At 60.4% G+C, this 15,755-nt stretch carries 12 protein-coding genes; 3 read left to right on the forward strand and 9 right to left on the reverse strand.

Translation table 11 applies throughout. The features are described 5' to 3' along the window. Positions 1-432: 432 nt before the first annotated feature. The 6 genes from HMPREF9452_RS09065 to HMPREF9452_RS09090 all read right to left on the reverse strand — a co-directional run bounded on the left by HMPREF9452_RS09065 (position 433) and on the right by HMPREF9452_RS09090 (position 8,506). Positions 433-876 carry a GatB/YqeY domain-containing protein gene (locus HMPREF9452_RS09065; RefSeq protein WP_009141842.1) on the reverse strand — a complete coding sequence of 148 codons (444 nt, stop codon included), beginning with the start codon at positions 874-876 and terminating at the stop codon, positions 433-435. Between the two features lie 124 nt (positions 877-1,000). Then, a complete protein-coding gene (locus tag HMPREF9452_RS09070; RefSeq protein WP_009141843.1) occupies positions 1,001-2,251 on the reverse strand; it encodes a peptidylprolyl isomerase in 1,251 nt (416 codons plus the stop codon). 364 nt (positions 2,252-2,615) lie between these two features. After that, positions 2,616-3,383 (reverse strand): phosphoribosylglycinamide formyltransferase, encoded by a 768-nt coding sequence (gene purN, locus HMPREF9452_RS09075; RefSeq protein WP_009141844.1) that lies wholly within the window; start codon positions 3,381-3,383, stop codon positions 2,616-2,618. Beyond that, positions 3,373-4,479: a phosphoribosylformylglycinamidine cyclo-ligase gene (gene purM, locus HMPREF9452_RS09080; protein ID WP_009141845.1), complete on the reverse strand. Its 1,107-nt coding sequence runs from the start codon at positions 4,477-4,479 to the stop codon at positions 3,373-3,375. Before purM ends, purN begins: the two co-directional genes overlap by 11 nt. 47 nt (positions 4,480-4,526) lie before the next feature. Continuing rightward, positions 4,527-6,134 carry an ATP-binding protein gene (locus HMPREF9452_RS09085; protein WP_009141846.1) on the reverse strand — a complete coding sequence of 536 codons (1,608 nt, stop codon included), beginning with the start codon at positions 6,132-6,134 and terminating at the stop codon, positions 4,527-4,529. Positions 6,135-6,859: 725 nt separating this feature from the next. Then, complete coding sequence (locus tag HMPREF9452_RS09090; protein ID WP_117679775.1) at positions 6,860-8,506, reverse strand: amidophosphoribosyltransferase; 1,647 nt, start codon at positions 8,504-8,506, stop codon at positions 6,860-6,862. Between the two features lie 260 nt (positions 8,507-8,766). On the opposite strand from HMPREF9452_RS09090, the gene HMPREF9452_RS09095 reads away from it, so the two are divergent. Beyond that, on the forward strand, positions 8,767-11,049 hold the full coding sequence (locus HMPREF9452_RS09095) for a hydratase (RefSeq protein WP_009141848.1): 2,283 nt from the start codon (positions 8,767-8,769) through the stop codon (positions 11,047-11,049). 79 nt (positions 11,050-11,128) lie between these two features. Here HMPREF9452_RS09095 and HMPREF9452_RS09100 read toward each other — a convergent pair whose 3' ends face one another. From HMPREF9452_RS09100 to purE, 3 genes are all read right to left on the reverse strand, one after another. Next, entirely contained in the window at positions 11,129-11,533 is a 405-nt protein-coding gene (locus HMPREF9452_RS09100) for a molybdenum cofactor biosynthesis protein MoaE (protein ID WP_009141849.1), read from the reverse strand. Positions 11,534-11,596: 63 nt separating this feature from the next. Further along, positions 11,597-13,135 (reverse strand): class B sortase, encoded by a 1,539-nt coding sequence (locus tag HMPREF9452_RS12205; RefSeq protein WP_009141850.1) that lies wholly within the window; start codon positions 13,133-13,135, stop codon positions 11,597-11,599. A 75-nt stretch (positions 13,136-13,210) separates the two neighbouring features. Continuing rightward, on the reverse strand, positions 13,211-13,684 hold the full coding sequence (gene purE / locus HMPREF9452_RS09110) for a 5-(carboxyamino)imidazole ribonucleotide mutase (RefSeq protein WP_009141851.1): 474 nt from the start codon (positions 13,682-13,684) through the stop codon (positions 13,211-13,213). A 189-nt stretch (positions 13,685-13,873) separates the two neighbouring features. Between purE and HMPREF9452_RS09115 the strand changes: the two genes are divergently transcribed. Next, positions 13,874-15,178 (forward strand): putative ABC transporter permease, encoded by a 1,305-nt coding sequence (locus tag HMPREF9452_RS09115; protein ID WP_009141852.1) that lies wholly within the window; start codon positions 13,874-13,876, stop codon positions 15,176-15,178. A gap of 379 nt (positions 15,179-15,557) precedes the next feature. After that, positions 15,558-15,755 (forward strand): hypothetical protein (locus tag HMPREF9452_RS12210; RefSeq protein WP_009140282.1); only part of this gene is annotated, 198 nt, incomplete at its 3' end.

Genomic DNA, 15,755 nt, shown 5'->3' on the forward strand with positions numbered 1-15,755 from the left:
CTCGAGGACCGAGCGTTTGGCTGTGCTTTATTCTACTAATGTATCTCCTGCACGTTTAGTGCGGTTAAGGCTTTGCAACGGCCTGGTAACCTATCCTTTACGAAAGCCCTTTAGAGTACAGCGCGTAGATTATCCAATACTAATCAGGCAATTAGTTGGATTTGTCCATAGTCTATTCCCTATTGTAGGGTGCATTATCCATACTGCACCAGCAGCCCCACGAAGAAACCGCAGGTTTCACTACAGATGGCCTTGGCGCCGACGCCTCATATGGCTCTGTGAGCAACCCTAAAACCTTGCAGCCCCCGCAACCGAGCCCCAACAAGAAAGGGCCGTCCGCCCTCAAGCTCCGATGCCTCGAAGTGCGCGATGCGCACCGAACACACCTGGGCTTGAAATGCGAACGGCCCCGTTTCCTCGTCCAAGAAACGCTTAGGACAAGCGAGCGCCAACCTCCTTGGCGGCAGCGGCCTTGTCGAAGTTTCCGCCGGTAGCAGCGTTAAGGGCGCCCATGACGCGACCCATGTCCTTGCGGGACTCGGCACCGACCTCGGCGATGGTCTTTTCGATCAGGGCGACCAGGGCATCGCCGCTTACCTGCTCGGGCAACAGGGACTCGAGGATCTCGACCTGCTGGGTCAGGACGTCGGTGCGCTCCTGGTTGTTGCCGGCCTGCTTGGACATCTCGAGCGTTTCGCTGGTCTGCTTGATCAGGCGCTTGATCATGCTGTTGACGTCTTCCTCGGTAACATCGCGACGCTCGTTGACCTCGATGTTCTTAACCTCGGTCATAACCTGGCGAATGATGGACAGACGGGTCTTGTCCTTGGCCTTCATCGCCGCGACCATCTGCGCATGCAGCTCTTCGTTAGTCATGTCTCTCCAATCTCGCGCGCGGAGGCGCTTGTAAAAACGCCGCGGCCCGCACTGAGCAGGACGCGGCGCACGTTCTACGCATCAACCGATCTTGTGCAACAAGGCTCGACGACGTAAGCGGTTCTTACTCGGCCGAACCGCTATTGGCATCAGCATCGCTGCTGGAGTCATCGCTGCTGTCGGCGTCGCTTGAATCAGCAGCGTTCATGTCCACATTATAGGGAACGTCTGCCGGCATGGCGTTGATCTTGAGATCGTTCTTGTCGATGTACTCCTCAAGCCAAGCGCTGTAGTCCTCGTCGACCTGGGAGCTCTTGAGACTCGAGACGATCGCGTCCTTGATCTCGGTGGGAATCTGGTCGATGGAATCGGCCTTCTCGTCCACATGGAAGTAGTCGGTGCACTTGATGATGTGATAGCCGTAGGTGGTCTCGACGATGCCGCTGATCTGATCCTTAGACAGGGCGCTCAGAGCATCCTGATACTCGGTAACAAAGCTGGTGAGCTTGTCCCAGCCCACGTCACCGCCATCGTCCTTGGAACCGGTGTCCTCGGAATACTCCTCGACAGCGTCCTCGAAGGAGAGCTCGCTAGAGTTGATCTTGTCCAGAGCCTCCTGCGCGGTGGCCTTCGCCTTCTCCTTATCCTCATCAGAAGCGTCCGAATCAACCTTAATCAGGAGGTTGGAGGAACGACGGGCGTCGTTGTAGGTGGAGACGTTGTCGTTGAAGTAGGTCAAGACCTCGTCGTCCGTGGGCTCCTTCTCGGGAGCAACCTCCTCTTTCAGCTTCTGCTGCTCAAGGCTGCTCTTGATCTGCTCCTTGTAGGAATCCTCGGTGTAGCCCATCTGACTCAGCAGACTCATCATAGCCTCGGTGCCACCGTAGTTGGAGGCGGCGTTCTCGAAGGACTCGTTCACGTCATCGTCAGAGACGGTGATGTTGTACTCCTTGACCGCCTTGGACAGCAGGTAGTTGCCAGCCAGCGAGCGAATGGTCTCCTCGCGCAGGGACTCGGGCGTCTTACCCTGGCCCTTGAGATAGCTTGCCCATGCGGCATCATCGTCATAGCCGCCGGAGGTGCGAGTGCTCATGATCTGCTTGGTGACGGTGTCCTCGGTAATGTTGGTGCCATCGATTGTGGCGGCAACGCCACCGGTGAGATGATACTCTTCAGTCGAATTTGCCTGGTTGAGGATGCCGGAGCAGGCCATAGCGGTCACGGAGAGCAGCATGGCTGCGACGCCGATCGCGACCAGGATGATCTTACCGGTCTTGGTAAGCTTGGACTTGGCCTCTTTCTTGCGCTCGGCCTTGGTGGGCTTGGGAGCTTCCTTCTCCTCGCGCTTGATCTTCATGTTCTTCTTCATCACCATGGGCGAATCCCTTTCCTAAGGGCGGAATACGCGATTACTTGCCAATGCGCCACAGTCGATTAAACGGTTCGCATGGAATCGCCTTTTTTAGCGACGCACGTAAACAGAGATTGTCGCATATCCATCCTGCGCAAGCGCTATTTCTGCAGTATTTCTACAGAGCACCACCGAGGTTTCTCATTTTCTCTTGGCTATCGGCAGAAATCCACTCGTCCCCACATCCCGAAAACCCTGACAGACGGCGTTTTGCGTTGTATGGAAAGATGGATGCGCCTTGAACAACAATGCGCCCCATCCTAATTGAACGGGGCGCAGAAAAATCGCTTTTTTGTTATCGCTCGGGGCGCGCAAGAAGCAGGAGAAGCTACTCGGGCAGAATCTGAACGCGGTTGTCCTCATCGACATGTACGCGGCCCGCAGAAAGCAAGTCCACTACCTGCGGATACAATACGTGCTCCACAGCATGGATATTGGCCTCGAGCTCATCCACGCTCATGCCTTCCTCGATGCGCACGGTCTCCTGGGCGATAATGGGGCCCTGATCGTAAACCTCGTTGGCGAAGTGCACGGTCACGCCCGTCACCTTAACGCCGCGATCGTATGCATCCTGGATGCCGTGGGCGCCCTGGAAGCTAGGCAGCAGCGCGGGGTGTATGTTGACCACGCGGTTCTTGAACAGCTGGAGCAAAGGTGCGTGCACCATGCGCATGTAACCCGCCATAACAACGTAATCGACCTGGTGCTTTAACAGCTCGAAGGCGATAACCTCATCGGCTGCCAGCGGGTCCGCGTAAACATCCTTGGAAAGCGTCAGCGTTTGGATGCCCGCCTTCTCGGCGCGCTGCAAACCCTTGGCGGACGGACGGCTGGAAACCACCAGCTCCACGCTCGCGTTGAGCGTTCCGTCGGCAATGCGGTCGATGATAGCCTGCAGGTTGGTGCCGGATCCGGAGATAAGCACGCCCAGCTTGAGAGGAGCGGCGTCGCCCGCTGCACGGCGTTCGCGAATAGCCTGCTGAAGGGCATTGTTATCCAAGGCGTCCTGCGCGGCGCGCGATGTAGCGACAGCGCTATCGATCTCACGCATGCCGGCAGCCTCAAGCTCGGCGCCGATGAGCTCGTTACTGCTCATCCGTGTACACCACCTTGCCGGTGCCCTCAACGCAGGTACCGACGCGGAACGGGCGCTCGCCCATGGTCTCGAGGGCGGCGACGATATTCGCCTCATCCTCGGGAGCGCAGATGATGCACAGGCCGACGCCCATGTTGAAGGTCTTGCACGCCTCGTTGGGAGCGAGCTGAGCCTGCTGGGAGATGTAGGTGATGACGGGGGGAACGGACCAGCCCATCTTGTCCCCGTCGCGCGTCACCAAAGCGTCTACGTTCTTGGGCAGGGCGCGGTCGAGATTCTCGGTAATGCCGCCGCCGGTGATATGCGCGAGCGCGTGCACCGGAGCGCCGCCGCGCAGCAGCTCCAAAACGGGCTTGACGTAGATGCGAGTGGGAGCCAACAAGGCGTCTGCCAAAGAAACGCCACCCAGGTCCTCGCGGACCACTTCGAGCTCAGCACGTTTGGCTTCGGCCTCGGGGGTGCCCGGAACCATGCCGTCGACGCCAATGACCTTGCGAACCAACGAATAGCCGTTGGAGTGGACACCCGTGGAGGGCAGGCCCAGGATCACGTCGCCGGCTTGTACGTTGGCGGGGTCGATCATCTTGGGTCGGTCGACAACGCCCACGGCAAAGCCCGCCAGATCGTAGTCATCGGGGCGCATGACACCGGGGTGCTCGGCCATCTCGCCGCCCACCAGCGAGCAGCCGGCGAGCTTGCAACCGTCTGCCACGCCCTTGACGATCTTGGCCATCTGGGAAGCCTCGATGTGGCCGATCGCCACGTAATCGAGGAAGAACAGGGGCTCGGCGCCGGAAGCGAGAATGTCGTTTACGCACATGGCGACCAGGTCCTGACCCACGGTTTCGTGACGGTCGAGCAGCTGGGCGAGGACCAACTTGGTGCCTACGCCGTCGGTACCGCTGATGAGGATGGGGTCCTCCATGTCCTTCAAGGCTGCGGCGGAGAACAGTCCTCCAAAGCCGCCGATGCCGCCGACTACCTCGGGGCGATTGGTCTCCGCGACCATCTGCTTGATCGCGTCGACGGCGCGGGCGCCCTCGGCGGTGTCGACGCCGGCGTCCTCGTAGGTAACGTGCTTGGATGTGTCGGCCATGTCAGGTTCCTTTCAACCCAGGGATTCCTACTTCAGCATGATAACAGCTAGACCTCTACCTTCTTGTACTTTCTATTTCTATTAGTGGTTGCAGCGGTTGGCACCAACTCGCCCTCGTCCACCAACCGTGCCAACGCGTAGCGAATCTTGGGCAGCGAAACGCCCATCATGCTCGCCAACTCCCGAGCTCCGCGCGTCTCGCCGTCAGACATGGAAGCAACAATCTGCTGGCGCAACTCGCGTGGACGCATGGCTTCGCAAGAATCAATCTCCATGTCCGCCTGCACGTCGACATCCATTTGCGCACGCTGCGTCTGTCCCCTATTCCGTTCTTTGCACACCTGCGGAAACCCCGAAGCCCCCGCCGGCTCACATGGCTTTGCGGAAACCTGCATCTCCTGACGCTTGAAAATGACTTTGAACAAATCCGACTTCGCCACAAATATAGGCGCATCCAAGCCATGTTCTTCCATTTCTCGAAGCATGGTGATGATACCCGAGCCCTTGCTTTCCACCAGATAGCCCGCACCGTGCCGCAAAGAAGCAGCGCCCATCAAGCTCATAAGCCTTGCGTTTCGACACCGTGAGCTGCCGTCCGCCAGGGTCTCTAGCGTTTTTCCACCCCACAGTCCTCCGGGATTTGTCACCTCTATCCTATTCGGATAAATATCGACACTCACCGCCTCGCCAGCGAACATGGGCGAATACTCTCTGTGTACAACAGCATTTACCAGCGCCTCTCTTAGAACGCTCTGGGGAATCTCCCATTCCTCAAGCCTGGCGACGCCCACCACGTAAGACGCTTTGCGAATGTTTCTACCAATCGCATTCAGGGCACCTTCCACACACTCCGCTATCGGCCCGTCGCACACCTGACGATCGAGGAAGCGCGGTAACCCGGGCTGCGCCTTCTCAGTTCCCGGATGAACCGCGACGTCAATCACCAACTTTGGGAAGTACTGCTGCGGATACACGCCAGCAGCCAGCAACCCACCCATACGAACGCCGCCCTGCTTGTTAAGTATGTTCACTCGATCGAGTTGCTGTTCACGCGTTGCAGCTCCTTTGAGAACGCGGGGGCTCTGTCTGTTTCTGTTGGCGAGAATACTGTCAACCAGTTCATCATCCAGATCTTCAAGCGTTGCCTCCGGCACCACGGATACGTCCGCATCACTGGGAACAAGCACAGTCTGCATCTCATACATCTCCGATGCAGAAAGGCGAATGTCCTTATCATCAATGCGTTTATAGCTACCCGCCTGGGCACCGCGAGCTACGATGTAGCAGGGCTTTTGTTGGGCACTCAGCTCAGCGATCTCTACAAGCAGCACGGACGAGCCATCGACCTCTCCTCGCGACATCTCGTAACGCGGGGGCTGTGCGACAAGGCACGGCCGGCCGCCGTCGCCCATGCCGGTCACAAACTGATCGCGTACGCGATTGATATCGAAGTGCTGAGCGGGGGCAAACGCCCCGTCATTCTCATCCAGGCCCAGGAGTAGGAGGCCGCCCGCTGTATTCGCGAACGCGCTAACTGTTTCCCACACGTCGGCGCTCAATCCACACGAACAGGCCTTTACCTCGACAAACGCATCATCGGTGCGCTGAGCGCGCAGGCGAGACACAACCTTCGCCAGCTCTTTGCCATCAATCATCCCAACCCCTCGCATCTCTCGAGAACACTCGAAGTCGACCTTCCACTCTCAGATTATCTCTCAGATAATTCCCATTACACTCAGAAAATCTCTCAGATTTGAGAGTAAACGGCAAGCGGGGGCCATCCAGTTCGCAACCCATTACTTAATTACATAGATAGCTGCACGAACAATCGCCGCTTTTCGAATTGCAGACCGGCCCTCATTCAAAATGAAGATGGAATCGAGCTTTCTGTACGCCAAAAACAAGTCACCCCGCTTCGGGTTGGTCAATGAGGGCACGAGGTGGGGATCAGATTTTTATACATGACTTATTTGGGACGAAGCTCGCAATGAAAGATACCGTGGGAGGACCTACAGCTATCAACAAATGTCGCCTAACAAACAGTTTATAGTGTTTTGTATCCATGCAAGCGAAGTGATTGTGTGCGGGAATAGCCCGCCGAGAGCTCTTAAGCTACCTGACCACCAATCGCGCGGCGCTTGGAGGAAACCAAGACACCAGTTTGAACCGCGATCAAGCCCGTCCTCACCCACCTCGTGGCACTCATTGACCATCCCGACAAGAGACGGTTTTTCACCTTCGTTTTCACGTGGATACTCCCCCAAGAACACGCGGGTCGCAAAAGGGCTCGATGCACATTCGTAGCCCCAGCCCTCGCCAAAAACAAAAAGGGCGTGGACAACATATCTTGCCCACGCCCTAAAAGTCAGTTTAGCCGCGCCTACGCCTCGGGATGCTCCTCTTCCCAGCTGCGGTCATCCGCCTTATCGACAACGCAGTGGCCGGTGACGGCCTCGGGCTTGGACAGCAGACGGGGCTCGTAGCCCTCGATAAACTTGTCGCGGCCAAAGCTCTCCGGAATAGCCACGGGGTACTCGCCCGTGAAGCACGCGGTGCAGTAACCCGCCTTGGGTACGCACTCAAGCAGCGCGTCAACGGAGAGGAACGCCAGGGTATCGGCACCGATGAACTCGCAGATCTCGTCCACGGTCTTGGTGGCGGAGATCAGCTGGCTCTGCTCGCCTGTGTCCACACCGTAGAAGCACGGCCAGATATCCTCCGGGCTGTTGATGCGCACGTGGATCTCTTTGGCGCCCGCCTGGCGCAGCATGCGAACCAGCTGCACCATAGTGGTGCCGCGAACAATGGAATCGTCCACAACCACAATGCGCTTGCCCTCGATAACGTCTTTGAGCGGGTTGAGCTTGAGGCGCACGCCCATGGCGCGCAGCTCCTGAGTGGGCTCGATGAACGTGCGGGCGACGTAGCGGTTCTTGATCAGGCCAGTGCCGTAGGGGATGCCGCTCTCAAAGGCGTAGCCCTCGGCAGACGGCAGGCCGGAGTCCGGCGTACCGATAACCATGTCCGCCTCGACCGGGCACTCGAGCGCCAGCTTGCGACCCATATCATAGCGGCAGGCGTAGATGGACTTGCCGTCCATGATGGAGTCCGGGCGAGCAAAGTACACCTGCTCGAAGATGCAGTGAGCGGTCTTCTCTGCCGCGGGCACGCCCTGCTCGGAGACCAGGCCCTCCTTGGAGATGCGCAGGATCTCGCCAGGACGGATGTCGCGCACGTACTCGGCGCCAATGATATCGAGCGCGCAGGTCTCAGACGTCACAACCCAACCGGCGGCGCTGGCGACGACCTCGTCGCCAACCAGGTCGTCAGCAGACTTGGCGTCGCTGGGCAGAGCGGACGCTGCAGCGGCGGCGTTGGCGGCGGCCACGCCCTCGTCGCTGGTAAGACGGCCCAGCACCAACGGGCGGATACCATGGGGGTCGCGGAACGCGTAGAGCGCCTCCTCGTTGATCAGCGCCATGGCATAACCACCGCGGATGAGCTCCATGGTCTTGCGAATGCCCTCGCGCAGGTGGTGGGTCTCCTGGGTAAAGTAGCCGATCAACTTGACCGCTACCTCGGAGTCAGAATTGGAGTTAAAGGGAACGCCCAGCTCAATCAACTGGCGACGAAGCTCGTCCGTGTTGACCAGCGTGCCGTTGTGGGCAAGCGCGACAATGACGTCGCCAATGGTGGAGAGGTGGGGCTGCGAGGCTTCCCAGCTCTTGGCGCCGGCGGTACCGTAGCGCACGTGACCAATTGCAAGCTGGCCGGAAAGCGCGTCGATATCGGCGTTGGAGAACACATGGCTCACCAAACCAAGGTCCTTACGCACCATCACCGTGCCGCCGTCGCCGGAAGCGATACCGGCGGACTCCTGGCCGCGGTGCTGCAGAGCGCGCAGACCAAAGTACGTAAGGCGGGCGACGTCGCGATCGGGCGCCCATACGCCAAAGATGCCGCACTCCTCATTCAATTCATCGGTAAGCTGCTCGTCGACTTCGCAACTCGTAACGGTCCCGGCCATATTGGCCGCGCGGACGGTTTCTTGAGACATATCTTCCCCTGTCTGCCTCTTGGACGAGAAATACCCATTTATTATACGCACCCGTCCCTTAGGTACCCCCTGCAACTCGCATACCTAAAAACGCTCATCTTCGTTAATTCGCATAAGGCTGCTTAAGAGCTGCGAAAATGCGCTATATGATTGACTACCAACTGTTTTGTCGTTTCGGACCGCACGCATACGGCATAAAGTGCGGACGAGGATATGCGCAAGGAGATGACATGGACGGCGTAACCCTTTATGACGGCGGCGTCTACCTGCTACAAGGCACCACCGTTGTACCCCAGAACGACCATGAGGCACTGATTGGTCTTACGGGCGGCGTGCCCAACCGCGAGGAAGCACGCCGCGGCACCATCGCCCACGGTATCATGCAGGCCCACAACGCCTCCGGGGACGAGTCGCGCCTCAAGGTCACCTTCGACTGCCTCACCAGCCATGACATCACCTACGTGGGCATTGTCCAAACCGCCAAGGCGAGCGGTCTTGAGAAGTTCCCCATGCCCTACGTGCTCACCACCTGCCACAACACCCTGTGCGCCGTCGGCGGCACCATCAACGAGGACGACCACCTCTTTGGCCTCTCCGCGGCAAAGCACTACGGCGGCATCTACGTACCCCCGCACATGGCCGTTATCCACCAGTACATGCGCGAGATGATGGCCGGCTGCGGCAAGATGATCCTGGGATCGGACTCCCACACGCGCTACGGCGCCCTGGGCACCATGGCGATTGGCGAGGGCGGCGGCGAGCTGGTAAAGCAGCTGCTGGGTCAAACCTACGACGTTGCCACCCCGGATGTTGTCGCCGTCTACCTTGAGGGTTCCTGCCAGCCCTTTGTTGGCCCGCAGGACGTGGCGCTCGCCATCATCGGAGCCGTCTTCTCTTGCGGCTACGTCAAGAACAAGGTGATGGAGTTTGTGGGCCCCGCCGTCGCGACCATGACCACGGACTTCCGCAACGGCGTGGACGTCATGACCACGGAGACCACCTGCCTCTCCTCCATTTGGCGTACGGATGATGACACGCGTCGCTACCTTGCCGACCATGGCCGCGCGGACGATTACCGCCAGCTTGATCCGGCACACGTCGCCTACTACGACGGCTGCGTGCGCGTGGACCTCTCCAAGATCCGTCCCATGATCGCCCTGCCCTTCCACCCCAGCAACGTCTACACCATCGACGAGCTCAACGCCAACCCGCGCGACATCTTGGCGGAGGTCGAGCGCGCGGCGGACAAGATCGCCGGCCGTGCAGGTTCGCTGGACCTTATGAGCAAGGTCGACGCCGCCGGCATCCACGTGCAGCAGGGCGTAATCGCCGGCTGCGCGGGCGGCAACTACACCAACGTCATGGAAGCGGCCAACGCGCTGCGCGGCAAGAGCTGCGGCTCCGGCGAGTTCGCGCTCTCCGTCTACCCCTCGTCCCAGCCGGTCTTCGCGGACCTGGTCAAGAAGGGCGCCGTCTACGACCTCATGCAGGCAGGCGCCATCGTTCGCACCGCGTTCTGCGGCCCTTGCTTTGGTGCGGGCGACACGCCGGCAAACAACTGCCTGTCCGTGCGTCACACCACCCGCAACTTCCCCAACCGCGAGGGTTCCAAGCCCGGTAACGGCCAGATGTCCGGTGTGGCGCTGATGGACGCCCGCTCCATCGCCGCCACCGCTGCCGCAGGCGGCGTTCTCACCGGTGCCGACGCGCTGGATTGCTGGGGCGACGTTCCCGAGCACGAGTTCGATGCCACCTCTTACAACAACCGCGTGTTCTGCGGCTTTGGCTGCGGCAAGAAGGAAGACCCCCTGGTCTACGGCCCCAACATCAAAGACTGGCCGCAGATGGAGCCCTTGGGCGAAAACCTGCTGATGCAAGTCTGCTCCAAGATCATGGACCCCGTCACCACCACCGACGAGCTCATCCCCTCCGGCGAGACCTCGTCCTATCGCTCCAACCCGCTTGGCTTGGCCGAGTTCACGCTCTCCCGCCGCGACCCGGAGTACGTGGGTCGCGCCAAGGCGTTCGCCGCCGTGGAAGCACAGCGCCTCGAAGGCAGGCTTGCCGCCGAGGTTGCCGACGCGTTTTCGGCAGCCCAGCAAGTCGAGCCCGCGGCATCGCTTGAGAACACCGAGATGGGCAGCATGATCTACGCCGTGAAACCCGGCGATGGCTCCGCCCGCGAGCAGGCTGCCAGCTGCCAGCGCGTGCTGGGCGGCGTGGCCAACATCGTTGAGCAGTATGCCACCAAGCGCTATCGCTCCAACGTCATCAACTGGGGCATGCTGCCGCTGCAGTCCGATGACGCCCCTCAGTTCGAGGTGGGCGACTACGTCTTCATCCCCGGCGTGCGCAAAGCCGTAGAAGCGGGCAAGGAACGCTTTGCGGGCCACATCATCCGCAACGGCCAGGTAAGCGGCACCATCGACCTGTACATGGCCCCGCTTACCGCGGCCGAGCGCCAGATCATCCTCGACGGCTGCCTCATCAACTTCAACCGCAACAAGAAGTAGAGCGGTGCCCAACCCGCCTAATCGCGCAACCAAAGCGGCGACGTCATCCTATTCGGTGGCGTCGCCGTTGCCTTAAAGCCTACGCGGGCTTCTCGACCTCGCTCACGCATTCGTTCTTGATGGTGCCTACCAGCGACTGCAGGGCATCGATCACGCGGGGACGAATATCGCCGCCAATGAGCACCAGCATGATGTCGTCGCCCAGCTCAAGCTCGCCACGGTTCAGCCACACGCGTACGTATTCAATGCCAGGCAGGGCGCGCGCCTCCTCGACGGCCGCCTGCACGCGCTGCTCGTCGTAGTCAAAATGCATGCCGCCAACCTTCTCGTCCGCAGCGACGCCGTCGGTCTCGATGCCGCGCGCCTGGGCTTTTGGCGTCTCGCGCACCGTTCCGTTATGCACAAGGTACATGCCGCAGTTGCGAAAACCAGGGTCCTGCTTAGCCTCGCGCAGCCATTCATCGATCGAGGGCATGGTAGCCATGGATCTCCCTTCCGTTTCTCCCAACAGATATATACCTATTGAGTTAGTAGTTTTATTGACTGGCTATAGCCTATCAATCCGCTTCTCGATGGTGCACACCATGGCGGCGCGGGTGGTGCGGGGGATGATTTCTCCAGAACACGTCACCAGGGTCAGCACGTTTTCCGCACTCGCCTGACGCTCGTCCACATCTTCCGCCACAGCCTTAGCCATGCCCCGCATCGTCGTCAGATAGCTCGAGAACGCACCCTCGTCCTCAAACGTAGCGATGCGCGCATCCGTAAAAGTGTCCTCCACCAAGCAATCCATGAGAGGTCGGCACACGTAGGTGGCCTCGCGCGTCATATAGTAGACTGCATCGATCTGGTCGAATTTATCCTGGTCAAGCGCGTAATCGATGGCGCGGAACATCTTGCCGTCCTGCGTATGGTGTCCATACAGCGTGGTCTGCTGGTCGATGCCGCCCGGCGCGGTGTCGTCGCAGTCCATGAATACGGTGCCGGACCCATTGGGCGTACCGTCGAACAGCTTGCGCAGGTAGGTGGTGTTATCCGTGGTCTGCACCACCGGATAGTTGATGGGCGTGCCCGGCACGTAGATCCATCCCACCACATCAGGATTGATCGCCTCAAGCTCATCAAAATCCACGCTTGGCAGGTCATCACCGGCGGTATCGGTCACCACATAGGTCTCTAGCTGGTCATACGTTGCCTGCGCATCGCGATACCCCAGTTGCGCGCGCACAAAGATAAAGGCGGCGACAAGCAGCAGAACCACACCGACAGCAATCAGCACCACGGGTAGCACATCGCGCCAGCTGCGCGGCGCTTTCTTTTTGGACGAGGACCGCCCATCGGCCACGCCATTGTTCGCGGCGCCCTTCGCGCCCCTCTTCTCTTGCCGCCGGGCCCCTTTGACTGCAGGCGCATGGGACGAGGACCGCTTGGAATACGCCGGTGCCAACGGCGTCGCCCCGCTTGCAAGCGTCGCCGCACCACCCAGGGCGCGCGCGGAAGGCTGCGCTGCGGGAACTTGCGAACGCGTGGCAGCGGCCGCGGTTGCGGCGGCGGTGAACTCTGCGGTGTCGGCGGGCTTGGGCGCGGCAAGGACCTCTGATCCATGGGACAAAGGCTCGGTCGCCGCATGGGAGTCGGAGATGTCGATCGCCGCGGTGGTGACGGAGGCGGCGTCCGGCTTTTCAGGGGCACCGTGCTTGGGGACAGCGGGCACGCGCGAAGACACGGGACCGAATGCGCCGCTTGAAGATGAGGACCTGCTACCGGCAGGATGAGCAATCTGCGACTGGCCCTCGTCCGCACAGCCCTCGTCCACATGGGCGGATGCAAAACGGGCGCCAGCAGGCCGTGAATCGGCAAAACGCGCACCGGCAGGCCGCGGCTCTTCCTCGTCCATAGCGGTGCGCTGGCGAAAACGCCTACCGGCAGCGGCGCCGCCAACCGTGGCGGGCGCGGGCGCAGCGGCCCCATCGCCCTGGGCAAAGTGCCCGCCTGCAGGAACCATGCGGACACGGCTGGAGCGGGTGCTCGATACGCTAAGATCCGCAACAAGGCGGTCGACGTCGCGCTGGTTGTTTTCTGCCATACGTAAGGTCTCCCTATCATGCAAAAAGCGCAGCGCACCATCGCTGATGCACCGCGCTTACAGAGGGCGAGAATGCTAGGCCTGAGCCATCTCGTTTTTGAGGTTAACGATTGCCTCGCGATACTCGGGCATGGTAGCACCCAGAATCTGCGTGGCGTAGATAGCCGCGTTCTTGGCTCCATTGATGGCAACGCAGGCGACGGGCACGCCGGAGGGCATCTGCACCATGGAGAGCAGGGAGTCCATGCCGCCCAAATCGCTCGTCTTCATGGGAACGCCTACAACCGGTAGCGGGGTAAAGGCGGCGACCACGCCGCCCAGATGCGCGGCCTTGCCGGCGGCGGCGACAATCACCTTGATGCCGCGGTCGGCCGCGGTCTCCGCCCATTCGTGAACTTTGTCCGGCGTGCGGTGCGCGCTGGCGATGACCAGCTCGTAGGGAACGCCCAGGCGCTCCAGCTCAGCGGTGCAGCCCTCCATAACGGGCAGATCGGACTTAGAGCCCATGATGATTCCAACAAGCGGGGTCTTCTCGGTATTCTCGGCCATGGTGCCTCCCAATAGACGGTGTCGATAGACAGCTTCTTCAACCCCTTCAGTATACCGACTAGCACCTTTCCAACAGCGTACGGGATGCATTCCACCCCACAGGCAAGGCCAAATGTAGAGTACGCGCTATGCAAAACGGGTAAAATCCCTCGAGTTATCAATCATCGCATCAAAACAAGGAGCACCTCTGTGAGCACCTCGAGCGACTCCATCGAAGCCGCGCGGACAGACTACGGCCTGCCGGGCAACGATCTCAACCCCAAGACCCCTACCGCCGAGCAGCTAAAAACCATTCCCCTCATCGTCCGTGTCTACGGTGCCCTGTGCGCGCTGGACGGCATCATTTCGCTACCGCTTATGGGCGCCTACTTTGGCATCATGGTCTATCGCCTGGTCATCGGCCAAGAAGACGTTCTCATGGGCACGGACCTCACGCTTACGGTGAGCATGACGGTCATAGGCTCCATCTTGGCTTTCGTCGCCTCGGTCGCCCTCATCCTTTTTGGTTGGACGCTCATCAAGAGCTACCGCCGCGATGCGGGACGCTGGGCGTATGCGCTCATCGTCATGACCATCGGCCAGATTCTTATCGACGTCATGCTGCAGGGTATCGGCGTGCACCTTATTCGCCCCGCCATTCAGCTCGCCATCCTCACGGCCCTGTCGGCCACCATCGACCCCACCCTGCACGAAGAGCGCGACCTACAGCGCCGCCTACGCGACCTTGAAGACCGCGAGGCAGCAGAAAAAGGCATGCTTGGTCGAGACCTCACTGGCGGGGGCTACATCAAGCTCAACTTCTTCAACCTCTTTTGGGTCTTTATGGTCTGCTGCGTGCTAGGCCTTATTATCGAGATCATATTCCATATGGTTTGGGTTGACCCCGGCGTCTACCAGGACCGCGCGGGCCTGCTCTTTGGTCCCTTTAGCCCCATCTACGGCTTTGGCGCCGTACTTCTTACGGTGGCCCTCAACCGCTTCTATAAAAAGAACTTCCTCATCATCTTCTTGGTTAGCGCCGTCATTGGCGGCGTGTTCGAAGCCGCGGTGAGCTGGTGGATGCAAACCTCTTTTGGCGCCATTGCATGGAGTTACTCCTACGAGCTCTTGCCCGGCATACCAGACCCCATGGCGATTTTCTTCCAGGGCCGCACCTCTACCCCCTTCATGATTATGTGGGGCATACTGGGCCTGTTCTGGATCAAGCTGTGCCTGCCGCGCCTGCTCAAGGTCATCAACCTCATCCCCTGGAAGATGCGCTACTCGCTTACCACCGTTGTCACCGTCCTTATGCTGGTCAACGGCGTTATGACGCTGCAGTCGCTGGACTGCTGGTTCTGCCGCGAAAGCGGACTGGCGCCCAGCTCCCCCGTTGAAGAGTTCTACGCCCAGCATTTTGATAACGAGTACATGGCGCACCGCTTCCAAACCATGACCATCCACCCGGATTCCTCCAGCCGCGTGGATTCACCTGTGCCGCAAGACGCTCAGTAGCGTTTTTGGACGATGACTAGGCCCGGCCATCCCTCGACATGGGGTGGCCGGGCTTTTTAATATGAGTTGAACATTGTCAAGTGGCAAAACGTCCCCGCCCCCGGGGAGCTACCGCGGGGGGCGGGGACGACCTATCTTCACCCGGGGGACGCGCCGCTTGAGGGCGTGTCTGCTCGACGCACGTTCGGCACTCTAATATCCGCGGGTCGGAACCGCATTTCGTTGCTACGGCTGGGGGCCTCCGGCTTCATCGCAGTCTCGTGGCGGGCGTGGCGGTCCCCCGCTGCCCAGAAAAAGGAACTGGAATGGCCTCCCAACGGCCTCGAGCGCGGCGCGCCCCGGGGTCGGACTCCTATCTCGCCGCGGGCGCTACCGGACCATGAGCGCTATCGCCCAGACCCAGCAGGCCATCTCGCGGGCCGTCGCGCAGTTCGCCACGCAGGGCCTCTTTCCCGCCTGCGACATGGCGTCGCGCCTGTCCTGCAGGCGGCGGTTGCACTTCGCGGCGTGCCTCGACGCCGCCGGCGCGACCCCGTGGCCCGGCCTCGGCTTCTTGGGGTGGCGCGTCGACATCGGG

This window comes from Collinsella tanakaei YIT 12063, assembly GCF_000225705.1.
Classification (GTDB): Bacteria; Actinomycetota; Coriobacteriia; order Coriobacteriales; family Coriobacteriaceae; genus Collinsella; species Collinsella tanakaei.